The organism is Parafrankia sp. Ea1.12 (assembly GCF_900465275.1).
Taxonomy (GTDB): domain Bacteria; phylum Actinomycetota; class Actinomycetes; order Frankiales; family Frankiaceae; genus Parafrankia; species Parafrankia soli.
Genome location: NZ_UBIZ01000133.1, coordinates 1 through 17,298 on the forward strand (window position 1 = coordinate 1; position 17,298 = coordinate 17,298).

Genomic DNA, 17,298 nt, shown 5'->3' on the forward strand with positions numbered 1-17,298 from the left:
GTTTTGGGGTTGGAGGTGCGGGCTGGGAGTCCCCGGTTCGTGGCCTGGCAGGCTCAGGCGCCCCGGGGTCCCGGAGTCCGGGATCCCGGGGCAGGTGGAAGATCGACGATCTGGATGGCTCTGTGTCCTCCGCGCCCGGGAACGGGAGACCCGGCCCCGGGCTGACGGGGGTTCCGGGAAGACCACCGGCAGGTCGAGAACGACCAGCGAGGAGGAGCAGCGCGGCGCGATGCCAGGAGGTTCGGCCGGTGGGACTCAGGAAGGTTCGGCGGTCGGGGCGGGGGTGAGGCGGGCCCGGGCGCCGTCGAGGAGGCGCTGGCAGACGGCGGCGAGCTCCTCGCCGCGTTCCCAGAGCGCGAGGGACTCCTCCAGAGCGCATCCCCCGGCCTCCAACCTGCGGACGACGTCCTCCAGCTCCGCGCGAGCCGCCTCGAAGGTGAGACCGGGAGTGGTCCCCGGGGTGACACCCGTGGCGACCCCGGAGGTCGGTCCTGGCGCAGTACCCGCCGTAGTCCCTGGCGTGGTCTCCGGAACACCATCCGAACCGGGTCCGGTGGTGGGGCTCCGCTGACGGTCAAGATCGGTCATGTGCCTTCTCCTGTCCCGTTCGACGGCTGTCCCGCTCGACGGCCGTGAGCCCGCGCCCGGGCTCGAGAGCACCGAAAACGCTGAGAACACCGAGAGACGAGAACACCGGGAGAACCGTTCGAGCGCCGCGTGGTGGTCACTCCGCTCTGGCGGCGAAGGTACCGCCCGCGACCCGGACGGTCAGCGGGTCGCCGGCCTCGATCTCGGCCGGTGAGCGGATCACCGCGCCGTCCGCGTTCTGGATCAGGGCGTAGCCGCGTTCCAGCGTGGCCGCCGGGGACAGCGCCCGCATGCGTGCCGCCGCGTGGACGAGGTCGCGCTCGGCGACGTCCACCGCGTGGGTGAGGCAGCGCAGCGAGCGCGAGCGCAGCGCCCCGACGGTCTGCTCGCGCCGGTCGATCTCGCGCAGCGGGGCTGCCAGGACGGGACGGGCCCGCAGGTCCGCCAGCCGGCGTCGTTCGAGGTCGAGGCGGTGCGCGAGGACCCTGCGGGCCCGGCTGCGCAGGGCCTCCACCAGCGCTGACTGCTCGGAGACGTCGGGGACCACACGCTTGGCGGCGTCGGTCGGCGTGGAGGCTCGGACGTCGGCCACAAAGTCGAGCAGGGGGGTGTCCTGCTCGTGTCCGATTGCCGACACGACAGGTGTCCGGGCGGCGACAACGGCGCGCAGCAGGGCCTCGTCCGAGAACGGTAGGAGATCTTCCAGGGAGCCCCCGCCGCGGGCGATGACGATCACCTCGACGGCGCGGTCGGCGTCCAGATCGGACAGCGCGTCGAGGATCTGGCTCACCGCGAGGGGGCCCTGGACCGCCACTTCCCGTAGTTCGATGCGTACCGCGGGCCACCGGCGGCGGGCGTTCTCGATCACGTCGCGCTCGGCGGCGGATGCACGCCCGGTGATGAGGCCGACCGCCGTCGGGAGGAACGGGAGCCGCCGTTTGCGGCTCGCCGCGAAGAGTCCCTCGGCGGCGAGCGTGGCCTTCAGCCGCTCCAGCCGGGCCAGCAGCGCACCGGCCCCCAGAGGGCGAATCTCCACTACAGCAAGGGCCAACGTGCCCCGGCCGGGGTGGAAGCTGGGCTTGCCCCAGACCACCACCCGGGCCCCGTCGACGAGCCCGGGACCGACCGCGTCGCACACCGCCCGGGGGCAGGTGACCCGCAGGGAGACGTCCGCGACAGGGTCGCGCAGGGTGAGGAAGACCGTGTTCATGCCCGGCCGGCGGGAGATCTCGGTGACCTGACCTTCCACCCATACGCGACCGAGCCGGGAGATCCAGTCACCCAACGCCCGGGAGATCGTCCGCACCGGGAGCGGCTCGTCCGGGGTCGAGGTCAGGGGCACCTGTCGAACCGTACGACCTCCCCCACGGGGGAAGGTCACCGGCGGGCCGGACGATGCTGCCCATCCGGTGATGCTCCGCTCGCCGCTCTTCCAGCCTCGCTGCTCCCGCGTAGACTGCTGCGACATGGGGCGGGTCTTGTTGGCCAAGCCGCGCGGCTACTGCGCGGGTGTCGATCGCGCGGTCCAAACCGTCGAGAAGGCACTCGATCTGTACGGGTCGCCGGTGTATGTACGCAAGCAGATCGTGCACAACGCTCACGTCGTCAAGACGCTGGAAGCGAAGGGCGCGATCTTTGTCGAAGAGACCGACGAGGTGCCTCACGGCGCCACGGTGGTGTTCTCGGCGCACGGCGTGGCACCGACGGTCCACGAGGAGGCTTCCTCGCGTCAGCTTCGCACCATTGACGCGACGTGCCCCCTCGTTACCAAGGTCCACTCCGAGGCTCGCCGGTTCGCCAAGGAGGATCTGGACATCCTCCTCATCGGTCATGAGGGCCACGAGGAGGTAGTAGGCACCACCGGCCAGGCGCCGGACCGTATCCATCTGGTCGACGGTCCTGAGGACGCCGCCGCTGTGAAGGTCCGGGACCCGAAGCGGGTCGCGTTCCTCTCGCAGACGACGCTCTCGGTCGACGAGACGCAGACAACGGTCAAGGCGCTTCGCGAGCGGTTCCCGCATCTGCAGGGGCCGCCGAGCGACGACATCTGCTACGCCACCCAGAACCGCCAGGTGGCCGTCAAGGAGATCGCCGAGAAGGTCGACCTGCTCATCGTGGTCGGCTCACCGAACTCCTCCAACTCGGTCCGGCTCGTCGAGGTCGCCCTCGACGCCGGTGCACCCAAGTCGTTCCTCGTGGACGACTGCGCCGAGGTGGATGAGGGCTGGCTCGACGGTGTCGAGACGGTTGGTGTGACGAGCGGGGCGTCCGTCCCCGAGGAACTCGTCACCGGGGTCATGGCGTGGCTGGCGGACCGCGGGTTCAACGACGTCGAGGAAGTCACCTCGGCGGACGAGCACCTGCTGTTCGCGCTCCCGCCGGAGCTGCGTCGCGACATGCGTGCCCGGGAGCGGGCCGCGGGCGCCTGACGCTCGCTCATCCTGAGCGCGCCGACGGCACCAGGCGGCACAGCACTCCAGCGGTACGTCACTCCAGCGATATCCACTCCGCCGACATTCATCCGGCGTCGGCGCCGCCGTCCAAGCCGCATCGCCGCATTCGGGCGGTCGCGGCCGGAGGCGTCGTCGGCGCCGGCACCAACGGGCCGTCCAGCCAGCGCCGGAAATTCCGGTCGGTCGTGCTGCCGGCGGCCCCCTCACTCCTGGGTCACCGCGCGTGGTGTGAGGACCGTGTCCCATCGGGCGGCTGCGCCACCCGGTCGGATGATCGTCGACGCCCGTGCTGGTCACCGGCTTCGCTCGTAGCCCGGTCCACCCATCGTGTTTCTCTCCGTCCGGTGCCGCGCCAGCCTGGTGCGGCACCGGACGTTCGTCTGTGGTGGCCCGGTGACGGGTGCCGGCCGCCCGGCATGCCGCCCGCGCAGGCCCGTCTCGGGCGATGTGACGAGCGCCCGCCGGGGATGCCGGCCGAGGCGACGGATGCACCTGATGTCCTAGGGTCGGCAGTGGCCTGTCATCGCCAGCGCCGCGGACGGTTCCGCGGCAAGCCGGATCGGCGGCAAGCCAGATCAAGGTCGACGGACATCTCGGGAGATCGGCGCATGAGCGAGCACGAGTCATGAGCGAGCAGGAATACCGCATCGAGCACGACAGCATGGGTGACGTGCGGGTGCCGGCCGCGGCGAAGTGGCGAGCGCAGACGCAGCGGGCGGTCGAGAACTTCCCCGTCTCCGGCCAGCGCATCTCGCGCGCCCACATCGCGGCGCTCGCGCGGATCAAGGCCGCGGCCGCGACCGTGAACGCCAAACTCGGCGTTCTCGACGGTGACATCGCCGCGGCGATCGCCGAGGCCGCCGGCGAGGTGGCCCGGGGCGACTGGGACACCCAGTTCCCGCTCGACGTCTTCCAGACCGGCAGCGGCACGTCGTCCAACATGAACACCAACGAGGTGCTGGCGTCGCTCGCCTCGGAGCGGCTCGGCCGGGCCGTTCACCCGAACGACCACGTGAACGCCTCGCAGTCGTCGAACGACGTGTTCCCGTCCTCGATCCACGTGGCGGCGACCCAGGGGATCGTGCACGAGCTGATCCCCGCGCTCGATCACCTCGCCGTCTCACTGGAGCGGAAGGCGACCGAGTTCGCCGAGGTGGTCAAGTCGGGGCGCACCCACCTCATGGACGCCACGCCGGTGACCCTCGGCCAGGAGTTCGGCGGGTACGCGGCGGCCGTCCGGCTGGGTGTCGAGCGGCTCAACGGCGCGCTGCCCCGGATCGGCGAGCTGCCGCTGGGCGGCACCGCGGTCGGCACCGGCATCAACACGCCGCCGGGGTTCTCGGCGGCGGTCATCGAGGAGCTGGCGGCGAGCACCGGGCTCCCGCTCACCGAAGCCCGCAACCACTTCGAGGCCCAGGCCTCGCGGGACGGCCTCGTCGAGGCGTCCGGCGTGCTGCGGGTGATCGCGGTGTCGCTCTACAAGATCTCGAACGACCTGCGGTGGGCGTCCTCGGGCCCGCGGGCCGGGCTGGGCGAGATCAGGCTGCCGGACCTGCAGCCCGGGTCGTCGATCATGCCCGGCAAGGTGAACCCGGTCATCCCCGAGGCGGTCTGCCAGGTGGTGGCCCAGGTGGTCGGCAACGACGCGGCGGTGGCGTTCGGCGGCTCGGCCGGCAACTTCGAGCTCAACGTGATGCTGCCGGTCATCGCCCGCAACCTGCTCGAGTCGATCCACATCCTGTCGACGATCAGCCGTCTGTTCGCCGACCGCTGCATCGACGGCATCGTCGCGGACGTCGAGCGCTGCCGCCGCTACGCGGAGTCCTCGCCGTCGGTCGTGACGCCACTCAACAAGTACATCGGCTACGAGGAGGCGGCCAAGGTCGCCAAGCAGTCGCTGGCCGAGGAGAAGACGATCCGCGAGGTCGTGATCGAGCGCGGGTACGTCCAGGCCGGCAAGCTCACCGAGGCCGAGCTGGACAGCGCGCTCGACGTCCTGTCGATGACGCACCCGTAGGACGGACCGGTAGGACGGACCGGTAGCCGCACCCGTGGGCGGTCGCCCGCGGGTGCGCCTCCCACGGGTGCTCGGCTTTCGCCGCCGGCACCCTCGGGCGCGACTCGGCCCGTCGGTGCGCTCGATCAGGCGGAACGGGGGGGACGGGCCCGGGTGGGCCCGTAGCGGTGGGACAGGGAACGGACCCGGCTCCACGAACGTGCGGGAGCCGGGTCCCGATGCCGACGCCTGTTCCCCCGGCCACTGGCCGGGAGCACGCCATCCCCACGGCAGGCCGGCATACCCCGTCGCGAGAGCCGTGGAAGACCCCCCAGCCAGCCTCCACGACCCCCGCGACCCCCGATGCCCTGTCCAACGAGGCGGCTCGGCTTTCGTTACGGGCCGCACCACGGATTTCTGGGTTTCCTCCGGCCGGTGGGCGACCACGGGCCGGCACGGGGCCCGGGTGACCACGGGCCGGCACGGGCCGGGTGAGCACGGGTGGACCACGCCGTCCCCCCGCGTCGGCGTGTGACGATGGGAACGCAAGCCATGACATGGCGCGACTGGTGTGACGTTCTGGGGACCTGGGCGAGAAAACGGCGTAACAACACCGACCGCCGGAGGTTCCGGGCCTCCTGGGCGGATAGCCTCGGCGCGACACGATAAATGACAGGGGGAAACGACGTGCACGAGGTCGATGTCCTTGTCATCGGTTCCGGGCCCGGCGGGCAGAAGGCTGCCATCGCCGCGGCCAAACTCGGGCGCAGCGTCGCGGTCGTCGACAAGCGGGACATGATCGGCGGGGTCTGCATCAACACGGGGACCATCCCGTCCAAGACGCTGCGCGAGGCCGTCATGTACCTGACGGGCCTGGCCCAGCGAGAGGTCTACGGCCAGAGCTACCGACTCAAGGACGAGATCACGGTCGCGGACCTCTCCGCACGGACGCAGCACGTGATCGGCCGCGAGATCGACGTGATCCGCAGCCAGCTCACCCGCAACCGGGTCCAGGTCCTCTCCGGGCTCGCGACCTTCCTCGACCCGAACACCGTGAGCGTCCGCGGGCCTGGCGGGGTCGAGGAACGACAGGTCCGCGCCAACAAGATCATCATTGCCACCGGCACCCGGCCGGCCCGGCCCGACTCGGTGGACTTCGACGGCCGCACGGTCGTCGACAGCGACCAGATCCTCGACATCGACCGGATCCCCGGCTCGATGGTCGTGGTCGGCGCCGGAGTGATCGGCATCGAGTACGCCTCGATGTTCGCGGCACTGGGCACAAAGGTCACCGTCGTCGAACGGCGCGACCGGATGCTGGACTTCTGTGACCTGGAGATCATCGAGGCGCTCAAGTACCAGCTGCGCGACCTCGCGGTGACCTTCCGGTTCCGCGAGTCCGTGGTCTCCGTCGAGCGCCACAACGGCGGCACCCTCACGACGCTGGAGAGCGGCAAGAAGATCCCCGCCGACACCGTCATGTACTCCGCCGGGCGGCAGGGGCTCACCGAGGTCCTCCAGTTGCAGAACGCCGGGCTCTCCGCGGACAACCGCGGCCGGATCCTGGTCGGCCCGGACTTCCGCACCGAGGTGGACCACATCTACGCCGTCGGTGACGTGATCGGTTTCCCGGCCCTGGCGGCGACGTCCATGGAGCAGGGGCGGCTGGCCGCCTACGCGGCGTGCGGCGAGCCGGCCACGGGGATGCGGGCCGAGCTGATGCCGATCGGCATCTACACGATCCCGGAGATCTCCTACGTCGGCAGCACCGAGGACGAGCTCACCGAGCGCGCGGTGCCCTTCGAGGTGGGCATCGCCCGCTACCGCGAGCTGGCCCGCGGCGCGATCCTGGGCGACTCCTACGGCATGCTCAAGCTCCTGGTGAGCCCGGAGGACGGCCGGCTGCTCGGCATCCACGTCTTCGGCACCGGGGCCACCGAGCTGGTCCACATCGGGCAGGCCGTGATGGGCTGCGGCGGAACGGTCAACTACCTGGTCGACACCGTCTTCAACTACCCGACCCTGGCGGAGTCCTACAAGGTCGCCGCGCTCGACGCGATGAACAAGATGCGGGCGGTGGCCCGCATCTCGGGCCGTCACCTGTGACGGCGGGCTAGCCGGCGGCGGGCGGCAGGGGCAGGACGTCCGCGATGATCTCGTGGCGGTGCCGGCGGCGGTGCGGAGCGGGGCTGTCGTAGACGACCAGCAGCGCCTGCCCGCCGGAACCACCCGGGTCGGGGATCAGGGTGATGCCCTCGGCGTGGTCCACTCCATCGCCGTAGGGGACGTCCATGATCTTCTCGATGACGGTGCCACGCACCACGACGGACGTCTCCGCCCGCACCGCGCCCCGCCAGGCGTGGATGCGGACCGGGCCGTCGAGATCCATCGTCGGCCCGGCGAGGACGAGCAGGTCGTCCCCGTAGGGGATCATGTCGCGCACCCCGAGGCCGCCCAGGTCGAGGAAGTGCTTGCGGTAGGGGCCGTCGTCGAGCGGGGCGAGCAGCAGGTCGGGGCCGTCGCTGCCGGCCAGCCGCAGCTCGATGACGACGGCCCAGCCGCGCAGCACGGGGCCCCGCAGGCCCAGGTAGATCCGCTCCCCCACGACGGCCAGTCCCTCGATGTCCAGGCCGTTGTCCTTGCTGGGGATCGTGAGGAAGGGCCCCAGGTGCGGGTCGTCGCGCAGCGCGCGGGTGAGCCGGGTGCTCTTGCGTAGGCCCAGGGCCGCCGCCGACAACTTCCGGCCCGGGTTCGCCGGGTCCGGCGCCGATGCGGCCAGCACGGGCCCGTCGGGCGTCTCCACGACCGGTATCCGGCCGATGATGTGCCGGTTGGCGTTGTTGCTCACCTTGGCGAGCCGGGTGAGCGCCGCCTCGGTGGCGTGGTCGGGCCGCACCCGCTTGCGCGTCCTGGCGTGCGACCCGGTGAACCAGAGGTAGCCGCCTGCGAGGTCCAGGCCCTCGATGTCGATCTCCGGCACGACCCCGTCGGCGTCGGCCGGCTCGGGCAGCGCCAGGAAGTCGCCCACCTGGAAGCTCACGTGCCCGCCGTAGCAGTCGCCGTCCGCCGAGCGGGTCACCCGCTCGATCGTCACGGTCTCGTCGCCGCCCAGCCACAGGTGGCTGCCGTCGCAGCGCACCGTCGACAGTGACTCGGCGATGTCGAGCACCATGCGACCGTCGACGAACCGGATCGGAATCGTGTCCACGCCGCTCCCCTTCACCGGCACCCGGCACTCGGCCGCCGGCACCCGTTCCAGGAGCCTACGACCGCGCCCCGTCGTCAGCCGGACGTTGTCCCAGGCAGGACCCGTCCGGCCGAACCCGGCGTCATCCCGAGGCGGGCTCGGAGAGCAGGGATCCACATTGAAGCCCGCCCCCGCCCACCCACCACACTGGTCGCCCCGTCCGGCCCGCTCGCCGAATCCGGTCCGCCCGGAGTGGCCGTGCTTGTCGAATCGCTTTCAGCTAAAGATCCATCAGTACTGCCCGGATATTTTTCCGATCGTCCCCTGACCCCGATCAGGGGACGGGTCGGCGGGGTGCTCAACGGGTCGACTCCGTCGCCGTCCGCCCGAGGGGAATCGCGGGCGGCTGGCGCGGCGGGGGCCTCACCGGGAGCGGGCAGGACCGCCGTGGCAGGGGAAGGCACGAGGAGCAGGCGATGCAGCTGACCAGCGCCAGGGCCAGGGCCATCGACGACAGGGGTCGTCCCCCGCCGACCGGTCCCGCGCGCTGCCACCAGATGTGTGTAGCGGCGGCCGGGACGCGAGAGAAGAGGGTGCGCGTATTGTTTCGCGGATTTCACCGGCCACAGCGACCAGGCCGGCCGACGCCGTGGCCGAGAAATAACCCGGACGCGGATCCGTCACATCACGGAACACATTGTCCGAGGTCATTCGGAGCGGTAGGTCAGACCTCGGCGCGGTTGGAGGCCAGCCGGAGCTTGTCGCCGAGCTTGCCGCGTACGTCGGCGAGGTTCACCCAGCGGCGGGAGATCCCCCGGCCCGACGGCTCGGGCAGCGTGCGGTCGTCGACGTGCAGCAGGAAAGTGGCCTCGTAGTGCACGTGCTCGGGCTCGCTGAGCGCGGGGACGGCGTCGATGGGGTGGGCCGTCACGTCAACGGGTAACACGCTCGCCGGGATCAGGCCGTTCGCCTCGATGTCGGCCTCCGTCGCGAGGTGGCGCAGCGCGGCGCCGAGCAGCGACTGGTCCTCGGGGTCGATGTGCCCGCCCGGCAGCCGCCAGTTCCTGGCGGGGCGCCGCCTGGTCTGCAGCACCCGCCAGTCGGGCGAGACCAGCACCGCACTGCACGTGACATGGGCCGGAGTCGTGGAGCGGGTGACGACGGGCGGCCCATGCAGCGCAAGCACGATCAGGGAACGTAGTAGGTCCGTCTCGTCGGGGTTGGCCTCGATGTACCCCAGCGCAACACCGATCACCGCGTTGTTCGTGACCGCCACAAAAGGAACGTACAGGTGTAAGCCGCCCAAGGCACCCCCCAGATGGGGTGACACTTATCGGACCGGCTCCGTGCGCACTCCCTGACTCCAGGTATGGACAATGGGGGCACAGTGGGCTAAAACGCCATGACCAGCAGGCCTGACGATCAGTCGCCGGAATCGTGCGACCGCGCCGCGCGCCCAACCCGGGCGACCCCGCCCGCGGCGCCCGCCCGCGCCGGGCCCGAGGCGGCGGTGGTCCCGCCTCCGGGTGGCACGTAGTTCCCTATCCCCCACTTGTCCCCCGCCCAATCCACCTGGTTCGCAGGGGATGCCGGGAGTTCCCACGGGATGCGGGGAGTTCCGGGGGCGGGGCGAGTTCGGCGGGATGCGGCGAGTCGTCGCGTTCGTGACACGATGAGACGGGTTCGGACGACGTGCCGCTAGGGTGTCCTCAGTCGATCTTGTGTAGATCCGCCGCATGACGGGCCGCGGCGGCACGGCGCGATCATGAGCACGGGGAGGACCGGGCATGCCGAAAATCGCCCTCACCCAGGTCGGGCCGCGGGTATACCGGGGCAGGCTGCTGGCGGTGGGGATGGCGGCCGTGGCCGCGGTCACCCTCGCCGGCTGCAACGGCTCCGACGGCGACCTGGACGTCCCGAAGCCCTCGGCGAGCCTGCCTACCAGCCTTCCGACCAGCCTGCCCAGCGGCCTGCCGACCTCGCTGCCGACGGCGATCCCGACCGCGCTCCCGACGTCGCTGCCCGGCGTCGGTCGAGTCGACACGGCGACCGGGGCGGAGGCGCTGCGCGGCACGAACATCCCGCCCGACTTCCCGATCCCGCCCGGCGCCACCGTGAAGGTGGGGACGACCACCGGCAGCCGTTCCACCTTCACGATGGAGGGCGTGGACAGCGACGCCGCCCGCGCCTTCTACCGCCAGGCGCTGCCGGCCGCCGGGTACGAGATCACCCGGGACGTCGGTGTCGCCGGCATCGCCAGCTCGATCGAGTTCCGGGGCAAGGGCGTGACCGGGACGATCGGGGCCGCCGGCGTCGGCTCCGCGAACGCGATCGCGGTCGTCTTCCAGAAGCAGTGACTCCCCCGGCCCGGGGGATTACCGCCGGGCCGGCGGATCATCACCGGGCCAGAGTGGATCCGCCGGGCGGGACGGTCACCGTGCCATCGCGCGCGGTGACGGCAGGGCGAACTGGTCGCGGATCTCCGCCTGCACCTCCAGAACGGAGCGCCGCGCGTCGACCACGGCGACCTGCTCCTTGCGCTGGAAGATCTCCATCACCGGCCGGGTCTTCGCGTGGTACTCCGAGAGCCGCACCGCAAGGGCCTCGGGGTTGTCGTCGGAGCGCGTCACCAGCGCGCCCCCACAGACGTCACAGGTGTCCTCGATCTGCGGCCGGCTCGCGATCAGGTTGTAGTCAAGACCACATCGCGAGCACAGCCGGCGGGCCAGCACCCGGCGCACCACCTCCTCGTCCGGCAGGTCGAGGTAGATGACGCCGTCTATGTCGTAGCTCTCCAGGAAGAACTCCGCCTGCCTGGCGTTGCGCGGGAACCCGTCGATGATGAACCCGTAGTTCCAGTCGTGCTCGGTGAGCCGGGTGCGGACCACCGACTCGACGAGGTCGTCGCCCACCAGGTGCCCGCTGGCCACGATCCGCCGCACCTGCGCGCCGATCTTGGTGTGGTTCTGCACGTTCCAGCGGAACACGTCGCCCACGCTGATGTGGACCAGGTCGAGCTCGTCGGCCATCAGCTTCGCCTGGGTCCCCTTCCCGCTGCCCTGCACGCCCATGATCACGAACTTGCGCACGGTGCCTCCCCGCGTGCTTCGACGGCCTGTGGTCGGGCGGCTCCCCACCCAGCCGACGACCCGTGCGGCGGGGAGCCCTGATCTGGCTGCCGATGGCGTGCCATGGGTACGAGCGTTCCTGGCTCCGGGCGTCTGTCTCCACGCGCTCACGCACCCCTGCTGCACGTACCCCTCAAGAATGATGCCGGACGGGCCTGCGCCTCCGCGTCCGCCGCGGGCACGTTCGGAGGGATTCCCGGCCGTCGCGGCGAGCGACATCCGCCACCCGCGGCAGCGGCCACCCCGCTCGCGGACGTCCGAACCCCACCCGCACCCTCAACCAAGAGTGACCAAACGGGTGCCCGCCAACTGGACCTTCCAGGATGACACCCCCATTAGGGGGAGGCCGGCTGCGACCGAACGCGGCTGAGACGTCAGGATGGAGAAACGCAGGATCGCGTGACGATTCGGGACGGGTGGGACGGCCGCGGCGCGGCGGGTGCTCCCGGATCACAGAAGGAGAATCGGGTGCCTGGGGTAATTCGCCGACTGCTCGGTGGCGGGCTCGCCGCCACCCTGCTCGCCGTGACCGTCGCGGCGTGTGACTCGAGCGGTGACGCGCCCGCCGCGCCCGCCGAGGTGGTGCTCGACCGCGCGGCCGAGACGACCGTCCCGTTCAGCGTGGACAACGCGGGCGAGGTCGTGCTCGACGTGACCACGTCCGCCCCGGGCGTCTCCTGGGGAACGGTCGGTTCCGAGTCCGCCGTGGTCTCCGTGTTCGTCGACGGCACCTACACGACGGACGTGGTGATCCCCGCGTCGTTCCCGATCCGGCGCGGCCTGGCCCTCGGCGCGCTCACCCCCGGGAAGCACAACCTGCGGCTGCTGTTCGCCGGGGACCGCTCCCCGCAGGGGTCGTCCACGGCGAAGCTGTCGGACTTCGCCTTCCGCACGATCGCGCCCGGTGACCCCCAGTACGCGGCGGCCCGCAACGCCCCGGTGCTCTACGGGCGCACGGCGGTCAACCCCGCGCTTCTGCCCGGGACACCGGCGACCGGCCCCTTCCAGAACGCCCTCACCGACGCCCCGCTCGTCGCCTTCTACTCCGAGGCCCCGACCGCGGTCTCCGGGCACCGCCTGTTCACCTACTCCATGATCTGGAGCAACGAGGACGGCGGGACGTCCACGCCCGCGCTGATGGCCCGCTGGGGCCGCACCACCGACATCGAGTGGACCTACCAGGTCGAGGTCGACGCCGCCGGCAACGCCGTCCCGGGCAGCGCCGTGATCCAGGCGCCCGAGCACGTCCAGGCCCCGTTCACCGGACGTCTCGAGGGCACCCACCCCGTCCTGCAGACCTGCACGCTGAACAACAACATGTGCGACCCGACGGACGGCAGGATGCGCTTCTCCCTCGCCCTGGGCGAGCCCCTGGACCAGGCGGACGAGGCCCGCGAGCGGGTCATGGACCGCAACCCGTGGACGTACTGGGTGATGGCCCAGGAGGTGAACCGCGAGGGCAAGGTGACCGAGGCCCCCGAGGCGTCGTCCACCGACCTGATCAGCGATCCCCGCAACTACCTGTACCTGGTCATCCGTAAGAGCACGCTGGGCCAGCCGAACACCGACGACGCCTGGGTCGGGCTGTCCGTGGGCGTCCGGCTCTCCGGCAACCCCAACACGTTCCGCTCCAGCGGGGTGTATCCGGCGTGGTCCATCCAGCGGGACTCCCCCGCGCAGACCGCGATCGCGCTCCCGCCGGGCACCGTCGCCGAGGACATCGCCTCCATCCAGGCGACCCGGCTGATCGGCGCGGGATACGACACCGGGGCACGCATCCAGGTCGACTCGATCGAGCAGGCGTTCTTCCTCGGCCCGGACGGCCTGCCGCAGAAGTCCTTCCTGTTCACCCCGGCCAAGGCCACGCTGACCGCCGCGGCCCCCACCGCCACGCTGTTCCGCCGGCCCACCGGCACTTCGTGAGCCGGCGGCGTTCCCGCCGGCGGATCCCTGAGGACACGCCGGCGGGAACGCCGCACCCGCGAGCACCGGGACGGCCTTGATCAGCCCGGCCGCAGCCCGGCCAGGATGGCGGCGTCGCCGTGGACGGCGAGGCCGTCCCCACGCGGACCGGGAGCGGCCGGATCGAGCCGCCCCCACAACGCGAGCAGGACGGGCCCGGCCGGCCCCCGCAGCGCGGCGTCCCCCTTGGCGTGCTCGGGCGTCACCGTGACGGCGGGGCCGTTCAGACGCACCAGCCACTCGCCGGGCAGGTCGGTGAGGTGCACATGCGCGGTGCCCTCGCCCGGCGGCGAGATCCCGGCCGCACGCGCCGCCGGCAGCAGCACCGTCAACACCTCGTCCACGCCGTCCGCGGCCAGCTGCGGGACCAGCTCCGGCGGCGCACCGAACGCGGCGGCGGCGTCCCAGGCGTGCACCTGGAACTCGTTGGCCAGCCGGCGCGGCCAGAACCCGGCCACCTCGGGGGCGAACCCGGCGACGAACGTCCAGGCCGGCGCGCCCGGATCGACGTCACGAAGCACCGTGAGCGTTTCGGTGACCATCCGCCGGTAGTAGGCGGTGAGCTCGCCGGCCTCCGCGGGCGGGCGGGGCACCAGCTCGGGCGGATCGGTCGTTCCCCGCGGCAGGTGGCGCACCGTCGAGGCGAGCAACCGGGCGACGTGGGAGACCAGGCGGCGGCAGTCCCAGCCGGGACAACTCGGGACGGGTGCGTCGAGATCACGCGACGCGGCCGCCAGCAGGGCGTCGGCGTGGGCCTCGAACTGTGCTGGGTAGTCCATCAGCCGAAGTGTCGCAGCATCGAAGCCACGCCGCCCGAACCCGGCCGGCTCAGGCCGGAGGGACCACGAGGGCCGGTTCACCCAGGTCGGACGCCAGCCGAGCCCACAGGCCGTCCGCCGTGTCGAGAGCGGACGTCGTGCGCGTGAGCAGGGTGGGCGGCGGGACGGGCGTGCCGTCGAAGAGGTTGCCGCAGGCCCTGGCCGCGCCGGCGTACGCCGCGGCACCGTCGGACCAGGTCCGAGCCGCCGACTCCAGCGGCGCGGCCGGGATCTCGGCCGCGTCCCGGGCCGCCCGGTCCAGCACCTCACAGGCTGGCCGCAGCGAGATCCCGTCGTTCGCGCCGATGTGGGTGCGCACGTCGGTGGCCGCCCTGGCGACGTCCGTGCGCACCGCCGACGTGGACTGGTACCAGTCGGCCAGCTCGGCCTCGAGGTCGATGGTCGGGGGCGCGGCCGCGCCGGTCTCGGCGTCCGCGCCGTCACCACCGATCAGGAACCACACCCCGATCACCGCGACGAGCCCGACGGCGGCGAGCAGCGCCAGCCCGGTCCGCTGTTCCGGGCGGCTGAGTTCGTCCCACGTCCGGTGGTCGTTGTTGCGGCGAGCCACATGTTCCCCCACGCGCCGAAGTGTGCAGGCACAGAACAGACGCGCAGGCACCCCGCGACGTTGCGATACCCCCGGGGCGCCGCGACTGGCGGAACCCGTCGTACCCGCCGTCTACCGTGATACGACGCCGGGCACGGCGGGCCCGGCTCGTGATGTCATTCGCCCATGAACGGGGTAGCCATGCGGGTGAAGGATCTTCCGATACGGGAACGGCCACGCGAGCGAGCCCTGGCCGCGGGCGCCGAGGCACTCGCCGATCGCGAGCTGCTGGCGCTCCTGCTCGGGTCGGGCTCGCCCGGCTGTGACGCGGTCGATCTCGCCGGGCGGCTCATCGCCCGGCACGGCGGGCTGTACGAGCTCTCACGGGCCGACCCGCAGGAGCTGATCGCGCAGCCCGGGGTGGGGCCGGCGAAGGCGGCCCGGGTCTGCGCGGCCTTCCACCTGGGCCGGCGCGCCCGGCCCCCGGCGGCCGGCGCCACCGGGCTGACCAGCACGGCGGCACTGGCCGAGGCCGCCGCGCCGCTGCTGCGCGGCCTGCGCGGCGAGCGTGTCGTCGTGGTCGTCTGCGACGGCAACGCGGGCATCCTGCGGGCGCGGCTGCTCACGCAGGGCGCGTCCGGCCACAGCCCGCTGAGCATGCGCGACCTGCTCGGCTACGTGCTGCGCTGCGGGGGCTCGGCGTTCGGAGTGGCCCACAACCACCCCGACGGCAACCCCGAGCCGAGCGCGGACGACCGCCGCGTCACCACCCGGCTCCGGGAGTCGGCCGCGCTGCTGGGCCTGCGCTTCCTCGACCACGTGGTCATCACCGACGAGACGTGGCGCCGGGTGGTCGACGCCTGAGCCCGCGGGCGGGGCCCGCACCCACACCCTCAAGGCGATCACCCACGGCCACCGCGGGACCGAAGTTAGGACGCTCTTCGCAGGTGACTGCCGACGAGTCTGGTTCGCGAGGCATCGCGGGACGGGCCGGATGCGTACGGAACAGGGCAACGGCGATATTTCTCAGGGAGACGAGGCCGTGCCTGCCGACGACGCCAGCTTTGAACACTTTGTCGCTGACTGCGCGGATCGACTGCTACTGAGCGCCGTGCTGCTCGTCGGCGGCGACTGGGCGGCGGGCGAGGACCTGCTGCAGGGTGCGTTCGAGCGCACCTACCGGCACTGGGGCCAGATGAACGACCCGAAGCCGGAGGCCTACGTCCGCCGTGCCCTGGTCAACGCGGCCACGTCCCGCTGGCGCAGGCTACGGGCGCGGGTCAGCGAGGTACCGCTGCTCGTCAACGGGAAGTGGACCGCCGACCCGGCCGACTCCAGCGCCGCCGACCCGGCAGTCGTCGCCCGCGTCGCGGAGGGGCTCACACTCGTCGGGCAGCCGCCTCCGCCGGTGCCACCGGACGAAACGACGGCGGAGGCGATCCGCGCCGCGTTCCACGACGCCTTCACCGCCGGCGTCCGTGACGACCGGTTCGCCGCCGCGGTGCAGGACGGCCCGGCACTGGCCTCACTGCGCGCCAAGGTGGCGGCCCGGTACCCCCGGTTCGCGGCCACCCTGTCGGTGCAGATCGATCAGATGCTCGTCGTCGCCCCGGGCACCGTCTCGGCGGGGCTGTGGGTCTCGTTCACCGACCCGACAGTGCCTCCTCAGGCCCTGCTGGCGGCACGCAGCCCCTCGGGCGCCTTCGGCGAGGCGGTACTCACCCCGGCGGGCTGGCAGGTCACCCGGGCCGCGTACTGCGACCTGGTCATGGGTCTCGGGACTCCCGACCTGCGCTGCCCGCCCTGACCCTTCCGACACCGGCCACGGGTCTGGACACACTGGCCGCCAGCCGGTCGGAGCGCTTGGTCCAACCGGCTGGCGATCGCTCAGGACTCCGCTGACGCGAGGCCGACGGGGCAGCTGACTCCGGTTCCGCCCAGGCCGCAGTAGCCGTGGGGATTCTTGGCGTCCGACAGGTACTGCTGGTGGTACTCCTCGGCGTAGTAGAACGGGCCGGCGGGCGCGATCTCCGTGGTGATCTCCGGGTAGCCGGCGGCGGTGAGGACGCGCTGGAAAGCGTCCCGGCTCGCCTGCGCGGCCGCGGCCTGGTCCTCGCCGGTCGTGTAGACCGCCGACCGGTACTGGGTGCCGACGTCGTTGCCCTGGCGCATGCCCTGTGTCGGGTCGTGCGCCTCCCAGAAGACCCGCAGCAACTCGGCGAAGCCGACCTTCGCCGGGTCGAAGACGACGAGCACGGCCTCGGTGTGGCCGGTCAGGCCGGAGCAGGCCTCCTCGTAGGTCGGGTTGGGCGTGATCCCGCCCGCGTAGCCGACCGCGGTCGAGTACACCCCCGGGACCTGCCAGAACTTGCGCTCCGCACCCCAGAAACAGCCCATCCCGAACACCGCCGTACGCAGCCCCTCCGGGAAGGGGCCGAGCAAGGACGTGCCGAGGACGGTGTGACGGTCGGGGCCGGTGAAGATCGGCGTGCCGCGGCCGGGCAGGGCCTGGTCGGCAGTCGGGAGGGTCGTCTTGTGGCGACCGAAGAACATCGCGAACCACCTCCGGGGAGTTCCGACAGACACAACCACCGCGGACTCCCCCAAGTTCCCGAC

The 17,298-nt window shown here is 71.9% G+C and carries 15 protein-coding genes; 7 read left to right on the forward strand and 8 right to left on the reverse strand.

Going from position 1 to position 17,298, the window contains the following annotated elements:
* Window positions 1–255 precede the first annotated feature (255 nt).
* Complete coding sequence (locus FMEAI12_RS03235; protein WP_071059282.1) at window positions 256–588, reverse strand: exodeoxyribonuclease VII small subunit; 333 nt, start codon at window positions 586–588, stop codon at window positions 256–258.
* 136 nt (window positions 589–724) lie between these two features.
* Entirely contained in the window at window positions 725–1,930 is a 1,206-nt protein-coding gene (gene xseA, locus FMEAI12_RS03240; protein WP_020458495.1) for an exodeoxyribonuclease VII large subunit, read from the reverse strand.
* 124 nt (window positions 1,931–2,054) lie between these two features.
* Between xseA and FMEAI12_RS03245 the strand changes: the two genes are divergently transcribed.
* The 3 genes from FMEAI12_RS03245 to sthA all read left to right on the forward strand — a co-directional run bounded on the left by FMEAI12_RS03245 (window position 2,055) and on the right by sthA (window position 7,143).
* Window positions 2,055–3,017, forward strand: a complete 963-nt coding sequence (locus tag FMEAI12_RS03245; RefSeq protein WP_071059280.1) for a 4-hydroxy-3-methylbut-2-enyl diphosphate reductase — start codon at window positions 2,055–2,057, stop codon at window positions 3,015–3,017.
* A 649-nt stretch (window positions 3,018–3,666) separates the two neighbouring features.
* Window positions 3,667–5,058 (forward strand): aspartate ammonia-lyase, encoded by a 1,392-nt coding sequence (locus FMEAI12_RS03250; protein WP_071059278.1) that lies wholly within the window; start codon window positions 3,667–3,669, stop codon window positions 5,056–5,058.
* Between the two features lie 666 nt (window positions 5,059–5,724).
* On the forward strand, window positions 5,725–7,143 hold the full coding sequence (sthA, locus tag FMEAI12_RS03255; RefSeq protein ID WP_020458492.1) for a Si-specific NAD(P)(+) transhydrogenase: 1,419 nt from the start codon (window positions 5,725–5,727) through the stop codon (window positions 7,141–7,143).
* Between the two features lie 7 nt (window positions 7,144–7,150).
* Here the strand turns inward: sthA and FMEAI12_RS03260 are convergent, their stop codons facing one another.
* Both FMEAI12_RS03260 and FMEAI12_RS03265 read right to left on the reverse strand, forming a co-directional pair.
* Window positions 7,151–8,245: a DUF3616 domain-containing protein gene (locus FMEAI12_RS03260; RefSeq protein ID WP_235013645.1), complete on the reverse strand. Its 1,095-nt coding sequence runs from the start codon at window positions 8,243–8,245 to the stop codon at window positions 7,151–7,153.
* Between the two features lie 703 nt (window positions 8,246–8,948).
* Window positions 8,949–9,500 (reverse strand): NUDIX domain-containing protein, encoded by a 552-nt coding sequence (locus tag FMEAI12_RS03265; RefSeq protein ID WP_071059275.1) that lies wholly within the window; start codon window positions 9,498–9,500, stop codon window positions 8,949–8,951.
* A 511-nt stretch (window positions 9,501–10,011) separates the two neighbouring features.
* Here FMEAI12_RS03265 and FMEAI12_RS03270 point away from each other — a divergent pair.
* Entirely contained in the window at window positions 10,012–10,581 is a 570-nt protein-coding gene (locus FMEAI12_RS03270; RefSeq protein WP_112104922.1) for a hypothetical protein, read from the forward strand.
* A gap of 75 nt (window positions 10,582–10,656) precedes the next feature.
* On the opposite strand, the gene FMEAI12_RS03275 is transcribed toward FMEAI12_RS03270, so the two are convergent.
* The gene (locus FMEAI12_RS03275) at window positions 10,657–11,313 is read right to left on the reverse strand and encodes a nucleoside monophosphate kinase (RefSeq protein ID WP_018502151.1); all 657 of its coding nucleotides are present in this window, start codon (window positions 11,311–11,313) and stop codon (window positions 10,657–10,659) included.
* A 507-nt stretch (window positions 11,314–11,820) separates the two neighbouring features.
* Here FMEAI12_RS03275 and FMEAI12_RS03280 point away from each other — a divergent pair.
* Window positions 11,821–13,275 carry a hypothetical protein gene (locus tag FMEAI12_RS03280; protein ID WP_112104926.1) on the forward strand — a complete coding sequence of 485 codons (1,455 nt, stop codon included), beginning with the start codon at window positions 11,821–11,823 and terminating at the stop codon, window positions 13,273–13,275.
* 80 nt (window positions 13,276–13,355) lie between these two features.
* Here the strand turns inward: FMEAI12_RS03280 and FMEAI12_RS03285 are convergent, their stop codons facing one another.
* Together FMEAI12_RS03285 and FMEAI12_RS03290 are read right to left on the reverse strand one after the other, a co-directional pair.
* Window positions 13,356–14,093 carry a maleylpyruvate isomerase N-terminal domain-containing protein gene (locus FMEAI12_RS03285; protein ID WP_071059438.1) on the reverse strand — a complete coding sequence of 246 codons (738 nt, stop codon included), beginning with the start codon at window positions 14,091–14,093 and terminating at the stop codon, window positions 13,356–13,358.
* A gap of 49 nt (window positions 14,094–14,142) precedes the next feature.
* A complete protein-coding gene (locus FMEAI12_RS03290; RefSeq protein ID WP_112104923.1) occupies window positions 14,143–14,703 on the reverse strand; it encodes a hypothetical protein in 561 nt (186 codons plus the stop codon).
* Between the two features lie 180 nt (window positions 14,704–14,883).
* Here FMEAI12_RS03290 and FMEAI12_RS03295 point away from each other — a divergent pair, with 180 nt between their 5' ends.
* Entirely contained in the window at window positions 14,884–15,546 is a 663-nt protein-coding gene (locus tag FMEAI12_RS03295; RefSeq protein WP_020458486.1) for a RadC family protein, read from the forward strand.
* Window positions 15,547–15,676: 130 nt separating this feature from the next.
* Window positions 15,677–16,489, forward strand: a complete 813-nt coding sequence (locus FMEAI12_RS37695) for a sigma factor (RefSeq protein ID WP_235013647.1) — start codon at window positions 15,677–15,679, stop codon at window positions 16,487–16,489.
* Between the two features lie 80 nt (window positions 16,490–16,569).
* On the opposite strand, the gene msrA is transcribed toward FMEAI12_RS37695, so the two are convergent.
* Window positions 16,570–17,235, reverse strand: coding sequence for a peptide-methionine (S)-S-oxide reductase MsrA (msrA, locus tag FMEAI12_RS03305; protein WP_112104924.1), 666 nt, complete (start codon window positions 17,233–17,235; stop codon window positions 16,570–16,572).
* Window positions 17,236–17,298 lie beyond the last annotated feature (63 nt).